The 13,770-nt window shown below is 39.9% G+C and carries 13 protein-coding genes and 2 pseudogenes; 3 read left to right on the plus strand and 12 right to left on the minus strand.

Annotated features, from left to right (window positions below; translation table 11 throughout):
* Nucleotides 1-58: 58 nt before the first annotated feature.
* Both groL and groES read right to left on the minus strand, forming a co-directional pair.
* Nucleotides 59-1,682: pseudogene (gene groL, locus G4D76_RS05510) on the minus strand (chaperonin GroEL).
* A 39-nt stretch (nucleotides 1,683-1,721) separates the two neighbouring features.
* Nucleotides 1,722-2,006: a co-chaperone GroES gene (groES, locus tag G4D76_RS05515; RefSeq protein WP_026858560.1), complete on the minus strand. Its 285-nt coding sequence runs from the start codon at nucleotides 2,004-2,006 to the stop codon at nucleotides 1,722-1,724.
* Nucleotides 2,007-2,195: 189 nt separating this feature from the next.
* Between groES and G4D76_RS05520 the strand changes: the two genes are divergently transcribed.
* Nucleotides 2,196-2,960, plus strand: coding sequence for a CPBP family intramembrane glutamic endopeptidase (locus G4D76_RS05520; protein WP_213810778.1), 765 nt, complete (start codon nucleotides 2,196-2,198; stop codon nucleotides 2,958-2,960).
* Nucleotides 2,961-3,115: 155 nt separating this feature from the next.
* Here G4D76_RS05520 and G4D76_RS15855 read toward each other — a convergent pair whose 3' ends face one another.
* Together G4D76_RS15855 and G4D76_RS05530 are read right to left on the minus strand one after the other, a co-directional pair.
* Nucleotides 3,116-3,955 (minus strand): TPM domain-containing protein, encoded by an 840-nt coding sequence (locus G4D76_RS15855; RefSeq protein ID WP_026858558.1) that lies wholly within the window; start codon nucleotides 3,953-3,955, stop codon nucleotides 3,116-3,118.
* A pseudogene (locus G4D76_RS05530) lies at nucleotides 3,955-4,549 on the minus strand (LemA family protein). Before G4D76_RS05530 ends, G4D76_RS15855 begins: the two are co-directional and overlap by 1 nt.
* Before the next feature lie 160 nt (nucleotides 4,550-4,709).
* Here G4D76_RS05530 and G4D76_RS05535 point away from each other — a divergent pair.
* Entirely contained in the window at nucleotides 4,710-6,410 is a 1,701-nt protein-coding gene (locus G4D76_RS05535; protein ID WP_213810779.1) for a M3 family oligoendopeptidase, read from the plus strand.
* Nucleotides 6,411-6,465: 55 nt separating this feature from the next.
* Here G4D76_RS05535 and G4D76_RS05540 read toward each other — a convergent pair whose 3' ends face one another.
* Nucleotides 6,466-7,515 (minus strand): tartrate dehydrogenase, encoded by a 1,050-nt coding sequence (locus tag G4D76_RS05540; protein ID WP_213810780.1) that lies wholly within the window; start codon nucleotides 7,513-7,515, stop codon nucleotides 6,466-6,468.
* A gap of 660 nt (nucleotides 7,516-8,175) precedes the next feature.
* Here G4D76_RS05540 and G4D76_RS05550 point away from each other — a divergent pair.
* A protein-coding gene (locus tag G4D76_RS05550) for an IS3 family transposase (protein WP_213810781.1) occupies nucleotides 8,176-9,320 on the plus strand; the annotation gives its coding sequence in 2 pieces (ribosomal slippage) (nucleotides 8,176-8,422 and nucleotides 8,422-9,320; 1,146 coding nt in all).
* Here G4D76_RS05550 and G4D76_RS05555 read toward each other — a convergent pair.
* The 7 genes from G4D76_RS05555 to G4D76_RS05585 all read right to left on the minus strand — a co-directional run bounded on the left by G4D76_RS05555 (nucleotide 9,306) and on the right by G4D76_RS05585 (nucleotide 13,653).
* Nucleotides 9,306-9,695, minus strand: a complete 390-nt coding sequence (locus tag G4D76_RS05555; RefSeq protein ID WP_250130295.1) for a WxL protein peptidoglycan domain-containing protein — start codon at nucleotides 9,693-9,695, stop codon at nucleotides 9,306-9,308. The genes G4D76_RS05550 and G4D76_RS05555 overlap by 15 nt on opposite strands.
* Before the next feature lie 176 nt (nucleotides 9,696-9,871).
* Entirely contained in the window at nucleotides 9,872-10,045 is a 174-nt protein-coding gene (locus tag G4D76_RS05560; RefSeq protein WP_213810783.1) for a hypothetical protein, read from the minus strand.
* A 112-nt stretch (nucleotides 10,046-10,157) separates the two neighbouring features.
* The gene (locus tag G4D76_RS05565) at nucleotides 10,158-10,850 is read right to left on the minus strand and encodes a hypothetical protein (RefSeq protein WP_213810784.1); all 693 of its coding nucleotides are present in this window, start codon (nucleotides 10,848-10,850) and stop codon (nucleotides 10,158-10,160) included.
* Between the two features lie 18 nt (nucleotides 10,851-10,868).
* Nucleotides 10,869-11,219: a hypothetical protein gene (locus G4D76_RS05570; protein ID WP_213810785.1), complete on the minus strand. Its 351-nt coding sequence runs from the start codon at nucleotides 11,217-11,219 to the stop codon at nucleotides 10,869-10,871.
* A gap of 305 nt (nucleotides 11,220-11,524) precedes the next feature.
* A complete protein-coding gene (locus G4D76_RS05575; protein WP_213810786.1) occupies nucleotides 11,525-11,764 on the minus strand; it encodes an LPXTG cell wall anchor domain-containing protein in 240 nt (79 codons plus the stop codon).
* A gap of 28 nt (nucleotides 11,765-11,792) precedes the next feature.
* Nucleotides 11,793-12,662, minus strand: a complete 870-nt coding sequence (locus G4D76_RS05580) for a hypothetical protein (protein ID WP_213810787.1) — start codon at nucleotides 12,660-12,662, stop codon at nucleotides 11,793-11,795.
* Between the two features lie 154 nt (nucleotides 12,663-12,816).
* Nucleotides 12,817-13,653, minus strand: coding sequence for a MurR/RpiR family transcriptional regulator (locus tag G4D76_RS05585; RefSeq protein ID WP_026858553.1), 837 nt, complete (start codon nucleotides 13,651-13,653; stop codon nucleotides 12,817-12,819).
* Between the last annotated feature and the right edge of the window lie 117 nt (nucleotides 13,654-13,770).

Below are 13,770 nucleotides of genomic sequence, written 5' to 3' on the forward strand. Positions count from 1 at the left end.
CGTACCAACTGGCACTATAATGGCACACACAGCTCACAAACCCTATCATATCAATGTTTTACATCATGCCCGGCATTCCGCCGCCCATGCCGCCCATATCAGGGGCGCCGTTTTCTTCCGGAATATCCGCTACGACTGCTTCAGTCGTTAAGAACATTGCCGCTACTGAGCCTGCATTTTGCAGTGCTGAGCGCGTTACTTTAGTCGGATCCACGATACCTGCATCGATCATGTTAACCCACTCGTCAGTTGCCGCGTTGTAGCCAATTCCAGCATCCTGCTGTTTCAGCTGCTGCACGATAACAGAACCTTCAAGTCCCGCATTCTCAACAATTTGACGAAGTGGTGCTTCAAGTGCTTTAAGTACGATGTTAATTCCTGTCTTCACATCGCCTTCCGCTTCAAGTGCCGCAACTTTGGAGTACACTTCAACCAGTGCAGTTCCCCCGCCGGCTACAATGCCTTCTTCAACTGCAGCACGTGTAGAGTTCAGTGCATCTTCAATACGCAGTTTACGTTCTTTCATTTCAGTTTCAGTTGCAGCTCCAACTTTAATTACCGCAACACCGCCTGCTAATTTAGCTAAACGTTCCTGAAGTTTTTCTTTATCAAAGCTTGAAGTTGTTTCTTCAATTTGCGCTTTAATCTGGTTTACACGTCCTGAGATTACTTCTTTATCTCCGGCACCTTCAACGATCGTCGTGTCGTCTTTAGATACGTGAACTTTGCTCGCATTACCAAGTAAATCAAGCGTTGCATCTTTAAGCTCCAGACCAAGCTCATCAGTAATAACTTGTCCGTCTGTTAACGTCGCAATATCTTCAAGCATCGCTTTACGGCGGTCGCCGAAGCCCGGTGCTTTCACTGCGATAACATTAAACGTACCGCGGATTTTGTTTAATACCAGGTTAGTCATTGCGTCGCCGTCAACGTCATCTGCAATAATTAAGATTGGACGTGACTGCTGAACGATTTGTTCTAATAAAGGCACTAAGTCCTGAATGCTTGAAATCTTTTTGTCCGTAATTAGTACATACGGGTTTTCCAGTTCAGCAATCATTTTCTCAGAATCAGTCACCATGTATGGCGAAAGATATCCGCGGTCAAACTGCATTCCCTCAACAACTTCAAGTTCAGTTTTAAAGCCGCGTGATTCTTCAATCGTAATGACACCGTCATTGCCGACCTTTTCCATTGCTTCAGAAATATACTTACCAATTTCAGGGTCATCTGCAGAAATCGCACCAACTTGTGCAATCGCTTCTTTATCCTGAACAGGTTTAGATACTTCCTGCAATGTTTCTACTGCACGCTCAACCGCCATGCCGATTCCTGTACGGATTCCGACAGGATTCGCGCCGCTGTTACGTTTTTAAGACCTTCCTGAATCATCGCCTGAGCAAGTACTGTTGCTGTCGTCGTACCGTCACCAGCGATTTCATTCGTCTGGTTCGCAACTTCTGCAACGAGTTTTGCACCCATGTTTTCATACTTGTCTTCCAATTCGATTTCTTTAGCGATAGTTACACCATCGTTAGTAATTAACGGTGATGAATATGCTTGTCTAAAACGACATTACGTCCTTTTGGTCCTAATGTTACTTTTACAGCATTAGCTAATTTGTCCACCCCTGCCAGCATTGACCGGCGTGCGTCTTCTGAAAACTTTATTTCTTTAGCCATTATATTGCCTCCCAAAGTGAATTATATGCGATGTTTATATTATTCAATTACTGCTAAAATTTCTGATTCAGAGAGAATTAAATAGTCATTATCTCCATGTTGTACTTCTGTACCTGCAAATTTTGCATAAACGACTCTGTCGCCTTCTTTAACTTCAAGCTCTACTTTTGTACCATTTTCAAGTATACGTCCTGAACCGACTGCTACTACTGTGCCTTCCTGCGGTTTTTCTTTAGCAGAATCAGTTAAAATGATGCCGCTTTTTGTTGTTTCTTCCTTCTCTGTTAAATCTACAACTACACGATTTCCAATAGGCTTTAACACGGAAATGCCCTCCTTATTAATCTTAAATTCTATAAAATTAATTGTGTGATTTGGCACTCATCAATATTGAGTGCTAACAGTAATCATAATAATCAAATTAGGTCAAAAATGCAAGTGATAAGACTGTATTACTTTTGACTTTTACCTTTTTAATGTAAGATAAAATTATTGATTATTGGAGGTTTAAACATGAGACGCGTATACAGTTTATTAATTATCCTAACATTTTTGGCAGTGCAGTTTGCACTCCTTCCCATCGGCTTAATTTTCACAGGTATGGATCCTTCTCTCGGTCCGGCGGAACTTGTTGAAAAACTGATGCCATATCAAGTTGCTGCATTCGCCCTTGGCGCAGTCATTGTAATACTTATCGGCAATCTGCATAAGAATAAAAACAGAATCGAACGCGGATCGCAAGCAGACGGTCTGATTACCACAGTATGGATTATCGGCGGTGTGTTCCTGGCGTATATGTCGCAAATTGCCGCCGGTCTCATTAATATATACGTACTTGGCAATCCGGTCGAGAGTCAGAATACGACAGATATTGTCGATATGATATTCAACTCGCCATGGATGATTTTAGTCGTTGTATTATTTGGTCCGATTATTGAGGAATATGTATTCAGAAGAGCAATATTCGGTGAGATTTATGAATTAATTCCTGTTAACAGCACTGCTCAGAAAGTGCTCGCATTTTTAGTTGCAGGACTCGTGAGCGGATTAATATTCGCAGTCGCTCATGCTGACTTTACACATATTCTGATTTATTTATCGATGTCTTATGTGTTCAGTTTCTTATATGTTATTACAGGACGTCTATTAGTACCAGTAATGGTTCATATTATTATGAATGGTCTTGTAGTACTCGTGCAAACGGTCTTCGCTGACTTTTTAGAAGAGGCGGAAGAAATTCAAAATCAGCTGAATGCGATCATTTCGCTGTTTATGTAAATATTTTGAGCCGTATTGCCTGTTTCAGGCAATACGGCTCCTTTTTGTTGCTTGTATACGCATCGGAGCTTGCGTAGGTATGAACGGTTGTCATAACAAAAAGCTCGAGAATCTTAATATCAAGATTCTCGAGCCTATTTATTTCTTCAAACATTTTAGAATCCGCGTCCAGCACCACCGCCGCCGCCGGAGCCGCCGCCAAATCCGCCGAAACCTCCACCGCCGAAGCCGCCTGAACCGCCGCCAAATCCACCTCCGCTTGGAGGGAAGAATATTACGGGACCGCCGCTTCTTCTGCGTCTGCCGCCTGAGCCTCCGGAACCGCCGGAACCTCCACCGCCTGATACCATTTTATAAATGATATACAGTACTGTCATAAATATCGCCAGCCGGATCAGAATAGCGAATATACTGTCATTCTGTCCTGATTCTGTATCTTCAGCTGGTTCTTCACGTGTGAATTCACCGTCTTCATAACCGTATGCGCTTAAAGACTCTTCATATAATGCCGTATACAGATTATTGAGCGCCGTCTCGTAATTACCGTCAACTAAATCATCATATGCCACATTATCAATAATCCGACCTATTTTAGCATCGTTTAAGTATCCTTCAACACCGTAACCGACCTGTACTTCAATACCCCGATTATTAAATTCATTATCGTTATCGAGATTCAAAAGAATGACAATGCCGTTATCCTTCTCGGCTTTACCGACACCGTATTCCCTCAGTGCACGGAGAGCAAAGTCCTGACGATGTTCCTGGCCTGTTGAACTCATCGTCATTAGAAGCAGTTCGGCACCCGTTCCTTCTTCGAGATGTGTACCCTTCTCATTAATTTCATTAATTGTACTGTCGCTGAGTACACCTGCATTATCCTGCACAAAATAATGACTTTCATTGAGCGCCGGCAAATCCACTCTTGCTTCTACAGGCGTACTTAGCAGTAAAACGCTAAGAACAACAGCTATAAAAGCAAAGCTTTTTTGCATTACTCTCCACCGTCTGTATCATCTTGATTAGTGTTAAACTCCACATCCGGTACATCCTGTGCAGATTCATCCGCTTCGAAATAAGCTTTCTCATCGAAATTAAAAATTCCTGCGATAATGTTACCTGGGAATGTTCTTGTATTGCGGTTGTAATCCTTCACCGCTGTGTTGTAATCCTGACGTGCTACAGCAATACGGTTCTCCGCACCTGCAAGCTCATCTCTTAATCCTGTAAACTGCTCACTCGCCTGCAGATCAGGATAGTTCTCTGAAATTGCTAACAGACGTGATAAAGCACCTGTCATTTCATTGTTAGCTTCAGCAAGCTCTTCAACATCACCACTTGCACCCGCAAGTCTTGAGCGTGCATCTGCGATATCAGTAAATATCTTCATGAGATGCATAGCCCTGAACCGTGCTTACAAGGTTCGGGATCAAATCGCCGCGTCGCTGCAGCTGCGTTTCGATTTGTGATTCTTTCTGGTTTACTTCTTCATCGAGATTTACCAGACTGTTATATCTCGGTACAATCATAATTGCAATAATAACAATTACCGCAATCAGTACACCTATAGGTATTAGAAATTTCTTCATCGTTCGTCCTCTTTTCGTTAAATTTTAAATTTATGCATAAGACATTGCTCTTATATATTACCCCAATTTCAGTAAATTATTACTATACACTATATTTATAACAGACTTTTTAATCCTTATGCTAAAATACGGGTTAAGACCATTAAGGGGGAATTAATTTATGGTAACAAAGTTCGAAGATTTTAAATATGACCGTCCTGATTTAGAACAATTTGAGAAAACTGTAGATTCACTGCTGAAAGAATTTGATGCTGCTGATTCTGCAGATGCTCAGGTAACTGTAATCGACAAGCTGAACACGGAGTTTGATCATCTAGATACGATGGCGACATTGGCATCAATCCGTTCATCAATTGATACACGCGATAAATTCTACGACAAAGAACGCGACTACTTCGATGAGAATGATCCATCGTTCACTGAAATTACTAACCGCTACCGTAAAGCAATCACGACAAGTAAATTCCGCGATGAACTGGAAGCTCGTTTTGGGGAACAGCTTTTCAAACTGTCGGACAATGCTTTAAAATCATTTGACCCTTCAGTTAAAACACTGCTTCAAAAAGAAAATAAACTGGCAACTCAGTACGATAAACTGCTTGCGTCAGCTGAAATTGAATTCGACGGCAAGAAATTAAACCTGTCAGAATTCACTCCGTATACTCAGAACCCTGACCGTTCAGTCAGAAAAGATGCGACACTTGCTGTCCAGGGCTTCATGGGTGAACACCTTGAAGAAATCGATAATATTTACGATGCTCTTGTAAAAACAAGAAATGAAATCGCGACGACACTTGGTTACAAAGACTTTGTAGAACTCGGATATATCCGCATGAACCGTATCGACTACGACCGTAAAATGGTCGAGAAGTTCAGAAAACAAGTTGAAGAATATGTTGTACCAATCGTTACAGAACTGAAACAACGTCAGGCAGAGCGTATCGGTCTCAACTCTCTGAAGAGCTATGACGGAAATTTCGAGTTTATTACTGGTAATGCCGCACCAAAAGGAAAAACTAAAGATATTATGAAAAACGGTGCAGCGATGTATAAAGAACTGTCACCTGAAACAGATGAGTTCTACACTTTCATGACGGAACGCAATCTGTTCGATGTAGAAGCTAAGAAAGGTAAAGAAGGCGGCGGTTACTGTACGATGATTGCTGATTATAAAGCGCCGTTTATCTTCTCGAACTTCAATGGCACCCAGGGCGACGTGGAAGTACTGACGCACGAAGCAGGACACGCGTTCCAAACGTATATGTCACGTCACTTAACAGTGCCTGAGTATGCATTCCCGACATATGAATCTGCTGAAATCCATTCGATGAGTATGGAATTTTTCACTTACCCGTGGATGGAGTTATTCTTTAAAGAAGACACTGATAAATTTAAATTCTCGCATATGGCGGATTCAATCTCCTTCCTGCCGTACGGTGTGGCAGTCGATGAATTCCAGCATGTGGTTTATGAGAATCCTGAACTTACACCTGAAAAAAGACGTCAGGAATGGAAGAAAATCGAAGCGAAATATTTACCGCACATTGACTACGATGGAATTGAACCGCTTGAAAGCGGCGCATTTTGGCACAGACAGGGGCATATATTCGGCGCACCATTCTATTATATTGACTATACGCTCGCTCAGGTATGTGCGCTGCAGTTCTGGAAACGCGCGAAGGATGATTTTAATGGTGCTTGGGCTGATTACCTTGCACTATGTAAAGTCGGCGGCTCCCTGCCGTTCAACTCTCTAGTAGAGCTGGCTAATTTGAAATCTCCGTTTGAAGAAGGTTCACTTGAAACAGTGATTGATGAAGTCCATGCTTACCTGAACTCAATTGACGATAAAAAACTGTAAGATACAAAAAATCCCGTGTGAATTTAATTCACGCGGGATTTCTCTATCTATTATCTTACTGTCCTAATCTGTTAATAATTTCATCTGTCACTTCAGTCATCTTGTATTTACCGCCTAAATCAGCTGTCTGGAAACCGTCAGCTGTGACAGATTCAATGACTTTCATCAAATGCTCGGCAATATTAGCCTCTCCGTTAAACTCCAGCAGCATTTTCGCTGTCCAAATCTGTCCAATTGGATTGGCAATTCCTTTACCGACGATGTCAGGAGCTGAACCGTGAACCGGTTCGAACATTGATGGATATTTACCATTCAGGTTTAAGTTGGCAGAAGGCGCTACACCAATACTTCCCATAATCGCTGCACCGACATCTGATAAGATATCACCGAATAAGTTACTGCCTACAACAACATCAAGCTCGTGCGGATGTGTAATAAAATAAGCAGCTAACGCGTCGATGTGTTTTGATTCGGATCTAATAGTGTGTTTGCCTGAAATCTCTTCAAAAATCTCATCCCAGAAAGGCATGGCGTGGAAAATCCCGTTGGATTTAGTTGCGCTGGTCACAAGACCTTTACGCTTTGATGCAAGATCAAAAGCAACATTCATCGCCTGTTTTGTTGCACGTTTTGAGAAGACATTATTCTGAATCGCAATTTCGTGATCATCATGGAAAATACGTCCGCCGATCGAACTGTACTCCCCTTCACTATTCTCACGAACAACGACAATATCGAAATCTTTAGGATCTGCTAATTTAGAATTAATTCCCTTCAACAGTTTTGCAGGACGGATATTAATCTCCTGCTGGAACTCCTGACGGATTTTAAGTAAAAGCCCCCATAGGGAAACATGATCCGGTACTTTCGCTGCATCGCCGACAGCACCTAAAAATACGCTGTCGAACTGGCTGAGTCTGTCCATACCGTCCTCCGGCATCATTGCACCGTGTTTTAAGTAATCACAGCTGTAGTCAAACTCCTCGAATTTAAACTGCAGTCCCCCGTGAACCTGTGCCACTTTTTCCATTACGCGAATCGCCTCAGGCATAATCTCTTTGCCCACGCCGTCCCCTGGAATAGATGCGATATTTAATGTTTTCATTCCTTCACCCCGATGTTTATGTATGTAATTTCAGAATATTGAATAATACTGATAAAAATATTATAACATTGAATACAAAATAGAGGTTACACCTAAAAAGATGTAACCTCGGAATCTATTGTTAAGGACCATCGGTGAGCGTCCATGTAATTGTAGAACTGTATTCAGTATCTGCCTGTGCCTGAATTGGATTGAGTTTGAGAAGAATACCCTCTTCAGCTCCCCAGGATAGCGTTTGAACATTACCTGCCTCCGGATCTTTTTGTGCAATTAAAGTATCGGTACTCTCGCTTAGAACACGGTCATTGTTATCTTCGATAAAATGTACGGCATTGTTAATATTATGATTTCCATTCGACAGTGGTGTTGCTTTTACATATAAGTCCCAGTCACCATTCGGTCTCTCATCACTCTTACCTCGTAATTGCTATGAGGTAAATCTCTATAGATAGTTGTTTCTTCATTTGTAATCACTGTGTTCTCATATACTATAGAATCAGGCACTGACAAGTTTAACACATCAGGAGTTACATTATTAATATTCACTGAAATCTCTAGAGATTTATTTACTCCTTTTTCAGCTTGTGAATCGTCTACACTTGATTGGACAACTCCTATGAGGGAGGTTATTGTTAAATCAATGAAAGTAGGCGTTTTTTTATGTCAAGAACGAGAAGAACATTTACCCCTGAATTTAAACTACAGATGGTCCGATTATTTGAAAATGGTAAATCAAAATCTGAAATTGTACGGGAGTATGATCTCACGGCTTCAGCTTTAGATAAATGGGTTAAAAATCATCAGAACACAGGTTCATTTAATCATATTGACAATTTATCTGAAGAAGAGCGCGAACTCAGAAGACTTCGCAAAGACATTCAACAGTTAAAAATGGAAAACGAGATTCTAAAGCAAGCAGCGCTGATCATGGGACGAAAATAGAAGTCATTCGTAAGAATGCACACAAATATTCAGTGTCAGCAATGTGCAAAGTCCTGCAAATCTCTAGAAGTACCTATTATTTTGAAATTAATAAACAAAGGACCAACAAGCAGTGTGAGCGCGATAACGATATCAATGAAACGATTATTCATGTATTTAATTCAAACCGAAAATGTTTTGGTACCCGAAGAATAAAAAATGCGTTACATAAACTAGGTTTGACAGTCTCGAGAAGACGCATCGGTCGGGTCATGAAACAGAATAATCTGGTGTCAACCTATACTATCGCAAGCTATAGGCCCTATCCGTCGAAGTCGAACGAGCGTCTGATCACGAATGGTCTAGACCGAGATTTTAACAGAGCACAACCAATGGAAGTCATTGTCAGTGATTTAACATATGTAAAAGTAGCAGGAAAATGGCATTACATATGTGTATTTATTGATCTCTTTAATCGAGAAATTGTTGGGTACAGTGCAGGTTCAAGAAAGAGTGCAGAGCTGGTCTTGTCATCAATCAGCACCATTAAGCATGATTTAAGAGATGTGCAGATGTTTCACACAGACAGAGGAAAGGAGTTCGTTAACCAGCTGATTGATGAAGTTTTAGATGGCTTTGATATTGAAAGATCACTTAGTATGAAAGGCTGTCCTTATGACAACGCTGTGGCTGAAACCACGTTCAAAGCGATGAAAACTGAATTTATTAACCAATATACTTTTATATCATTAAAACAATTAAACATCGAACTATTCGACTACGTAAACTGGTATAACAATATTAGACCCCATGGTGCATTGAATTATCTCACGCCAAAGGAGTATAAAGAAAACTTCTATAAAAACTGTCTAATATTCTGTTGACACACCAACCTTTACTTCGTCCGATGATAATGTAGATAGTTCATTAAAAGGATAGTTCATAGATGAATGAGGTTCAGCATCTACTCCGTCGTATGTAATTAATCCATTGCTATTTGTCGTTGCTGTATTGTTAGTAATATTTATAGTAATTTCTTCAGCAGAATAGTTCTGAATTATGACTTCCAAATTCAACTCTTCTTCTGTATTCATTCCAATATCAAAATAACTTACATCATCATTTATCTGATTTTCTGGTAATACTGCTTTAACTGAGTAAGGTACTTGATCTTCATTTGCATAAACAGTCAATGTAAGTGGTAATACTAATATAAATAAAACTAGATTAAGTAAGATTTTAAGCTTAATGTTTATCACTTCTTTCAAAATAACATCTCGAATAAAAACCGAGATGTCTTTTTAAGATTGCAAAACTATAAATAATATATATTTTAGCATATTACTGCGGTGTATCTTCTAAAGTCCAGTTTATAACAGCTGAATGTGCTTCTCCAGCAGTAGCTATAGAACCTGGTACAGTTAACGTAGTTGCTTCAGCTGCCCACGTAGCAGTATTTTGTACCTAAACCAGTGTTTTCACCAGCTGTTACCACAGCAGCTGAATCTCCTCCAGATACTAAACTAATACCTTCTGTTACGCTAGGATCATAAATTGCTCCTGCAGTTGATTCTGCATTACCTGTTAATAAATTCAGTGCGGCAGCCATTCGTTATGTGGTTCGTAGCAGTCATCGCATAGGTGTTCTTTCACAATAGGTTTAACCGTACATTTGGTGCAGTAGTCCACTTCGTCATTTTTTAGCATTATTCACACACCCCTTATTTATAAGTCCTCGCTTCTTCCACATCAGCGTTTGACTGTGCATTGACTGCTGCCATCGTTTCGTTTGCTTTAATCAATTCCGCTTCCAGCCTTGCGATTTCATCTTTATCCGACTGCTTACCGTTGTTTGCTTCGTTAAGCTGTGCGTTTAAGTTGTCAATTTCAGCACGTAAACCGTCACGCTCTTGTTGTAAATTATCGTATGCCTGGTTCTTTTCGTTAATCTCTTTCTGTTTAGCGTTTAAATCTGTAGCGAGTTGTGCGTTATTATTTTTAAGCTGTTCGTTTTCATCATGAAGTTGTGTGTTATTATTTTCAAGCTGTTTCTTGTCTTCACGCAGTTGTGTGTTGTCAGTTTCAAGCTGTTTCTTGTCTTCACGCAGTTGTGTGTTGATTTTCGCCAGTCCTGACGGATTCATATCTTCTAATTCCTTCACACGTGCTTGTGCTGCTGCCAATTCTTCTGCCGTTGCTTCCTGCTGTGCAAGTAACTGTTCCGCCGCTTCTTCCGCTGTAATCTTATCTGCGCTTAAATCTTTGATAATCTGCAACATTTCTGATGAGTTGTTATTTGTTTGTTCCGCCTGTTCTGTGCCTGTGAATGTTAAGTATTGATATGCGAATATACCACCTGCAAATAGTGTTAATCCAATTGCAATTGCACCGAGTGATAATAATAGTTTTTTCATGTATAAGTAATCTCCCTTTTATTTAATCCGTAATATATAATTTTCTTCCGTTTCCGCCAGTGTCACATCGTACTCTGGATATAACTGTTCTAACTGCCTAGCGACCTTCACAACAAACTGCTTACTGTTGAATATCTTCATGTATCGTTCTGTCATTGGTACGCTGAAGTTCTTTTGTAATCGGAATACCTCGCCTGTGATGGAATTTCGTGTGGGGATCATAGCAAGTCCTCCAACGTTACCTGTTTCCCCAAAATTTATATTAGATACTTCATCGAGTGTAAGTCCACCACCCGAGAATTCTATAGTTGCATTTGATTTATTCTTGTCGACTACTTCTGCGTTAATTGTATTAGTATTTGTTAACATCGAAAAAGCTAAACCTGCAGTTAATAAATAAAAAATGGTTTTTTCATTTTTCTCCTCCAATTTTTCAATCAACCAAGATTATATCATTAGATTTCGAAACAAAACCATAGTTATTTAGTTACTTTTTATAATCAATCATCCTTTGTAAATAATTAGACACATTTACCATTTATAACAGGTATTGGTACTTAGTCCTATTTAGCTTACAAAAAAGAAAAAATTTGAAAGAACATTAAAAAAACCCCCGGTTAAATAACCGAGGGTAACTTGCAAATCGTTTTGTTCTTATTAGATATCAAAATCTATTAATTATCTGTTTTTAATTTCTTGCTCATAAATAATAATGCTGCTCCTAATATCGATAATAACCCTGCAGCTGCATAGTTAGTCGATTCCGCTTCACCTGTATTCGGCAGTTCTTCACCTTCATACGAGCTTGTCTGTTCTGCTTTCACTTTCTGTTCAAGTTCAAGCTTCTGCGCTTCAGTTAAGTTTTTCTCTTCGATAATTTTAGAAGACATTACGCGTGTCACTCTTTGATCCAACGTAGATATATCGTCCTGAAGGCTTTCTTCACTGAAAGTAATACCGTCTAAAATCACCGTAGTCATAACGGTATAATTTTTTCGATTCTGTTCCTACAGCAACGGCATTTTCTTCAGAGACTGTTACTTCTTCAAGTGTTTCTGTTTCGGACTCTGAACTTTCCGGTGTAACATTCTCTTCAGTTTCAACAGTACTCTCCGGCTCTTCTGTTACGTCTGACGGCTGTTCTGATGCAGCGTCATTACTTTCACTTTCACCGTCTTCTGCACTGTCTTCAGCACCAGGCTGTTCTGGTGTTTCAGTTTCTGCCGGTTCTGCCGGTTCTTCTGGTTCAACAGGTTCTATCGGATCTGTCGGCAGTTCAGAAGCTCCTGTGTTTTCATCCGGGTTATTCTGTTCAACAGATTCGTTGCTGTTACCTGGTCCTGCAGTGATATTATCCTCTGATTCAGCGTCTTCATTGCTCTCAGGCATTTCCGCTTCAGGGGCCTCTTCTTCCCCCTCAATTTGTTCTCCCGAATTTTCAGGTGTATTTTCTGCTGCATCGGCTGCTTCGGTATGATCCGTCTGTTCATCAGGTTCAGCAGGCTGGAGGATAGGTGCCTCAGTTTCTTCATTACTGCCGCCGCTGTTATCTACCGCTTCCTCAGCGTTCTCCGCATTCGTTTCTATATCATTATTATTTATATCCGTTGCTGCTTCTTCATTAAATGTTTCCTGTGTTTCTTCTGCTGACTCTGTTTCTTGTGCTTCCTGAACTTCCGCCGATTCTGTCACAGCTTCGGTTTCCATACTCTCATCTATCTCTTCGTCAGCATAAGCAATGTTAGGGATTAGTACAGTGGACAGCAGCAGTAAAGATGCTAGCTTCATTTTTCGAACTTTTGATTTTCGCATTGTTTCCCCTCCACGCATCCTGAAATAAATTATACATTTTAGTAGACTTTTCACATTAATGTACAACTTATTATAGTTGATGCATGAGGGTATTTCTATACAATATCAAAGTTGTTACATAACCTTAATATTCACGTATTATTATGTAATTTTACTAGTGTGTCATGTCATATGTGTTAATAATCGTTTCATATGCGCTTGAACCGAGTTCCTTGCACACATAGAAAAACAGCACATCACAAATAATCAGCTGGGCAATACGGCTTGTCATATTCATATACTGAATATTAGTTTCTTCTTCAGTAATTTCAATAGCAATATCCGAATTTCTTTTCGCAATCGAAGAATGGTTCTGCGTTAAAATAATCGTCATTACACCTAATTTTTTAGCGAGTTTGACGATTTCAATAACTTCCTGTGTTTTACCAGATAAAGTAATCACAAACAGTACATCATTCGGCTTCGCATTTGTTAAACGTGTCATACATAAGTATTTGTCGGCAGTAAAGAAAGCATTGATATTTACCCGGTGTAATTTTTGTTCCATGTCATGTCCGACATTAGCCGAGTCGCCGACTCCAAATATAAATGTATTATCTGCTTCAACCATATGCTCTGCAGCTTCCTGCATACGTTTACGATTGACGATTTTCTCTGTGTTGTACAGAGCCTGTATCGTATTCTTAAATACTTTATCAAAAATATCCGCATGGGTATCTTCTTCAAGTTCAATGACACGTGAAATCTTTTCCTGCTCAAGCGTGTGCAGTTCTTTTGCAAGTTCCACTTTTAATTCTTTGATCCCCTGCAGTCCGATTCTTTTAGCGAATCGTACGATTGCTGCATCACTCGTCGATGAGTGTTTGGCAATTTCTTTGACGGGCATATTGATAACTTTATTTGGATTTTCCAGCATAAATTTTGCGATACGCTGTTCGACCGGCGTCATATATTCCAGCCGTTTATTAATCTGACTAAGTACAGAAAACATAATTAACCACCTCTTTTTACTGTTATGTTGACACTTGATATGAATAATATGGTGTAATTATATCACTTCTCGCAATATATTGTTACAGCTTCTTACTTCTATTTTTAAAACTATCTA

The sequence above is a fragment of the Jeotgalicoccus sp. WY2 genome (assembly GCF_018437745.1).
Taxonomy (GTDB): domain Bacteria; phylum Bacillota; class Bacilli; order Staphylococcales; family Salinicoccaceae; genus Jeotgalicoccus; species Jeotgalicoccus psychrophilus.

Bases quoted from the DNA above. Each gene is read 5' to 3' on its own strand.
- G4D76_RS05520 (WP_213810778.1), top strand. From the start codon at position 2,196: ATGAGACGCGTATACAGTTTATTAATTATCCTAACATTTTTGGCAGTG.
- G4D76_RS15855 (WP_026858558.1), bottom strand. From the start codon at position 3,955: ATGCAAAAAAGCTTTGCTTTTATAGCTGTTGTTCTTAGCGTTTTACTG.
- G4D76_RS05535 (WP_213810779.1), top strand. From the start codon at position 4,710: ATGGTAACAAAGTTCGAAGATTTTAAATATGACCGTCCTGATTTAGAA.
- G4D76_RS05540 (WP_213810780.1), bottom strand. From the start codon at position 7,515: ATGAAAACATTAAATATCGCATCTATTCCAGGGGACGGCGTGGGCAAA.
- G4D76_RS05560 (WP_213810783.1), bottom strand. From the start codon at position 10,045: ATGGCTGCCGCACTGAATTTATTAACAGGTAATGCAGAATCAACTGCA.
- G4D76_RS05565 (WP_213810784.1), bottom strand. From the start codon at position 10,850: ATGAAAAAACTATTATTATCACTCGGTGCAATTGCAATTGGATTAACA.
- G4D76_RS05570 (WP_213810785.1), bottom strand. From the start codon at position 11,219: ATGTTAACAAATACTAATACAATTAACGCAGAAGTAGTCGACAAGAAT.
- G4D76_RS05580 (WP_213810787.1), bottom strand. From the start codon at position 12,662: ATGCGAAAATCAAAAGTTCGAAAAATGAAGCTAGCATCTTTACTGCTG.
- G4D76_RS05585 (WP_026858553.1), bottom strand. From the start codon at position 13,653: ATGTTTTCTGTACTTAGTCAGATTAATAAACGGCTGGAATATATGACG.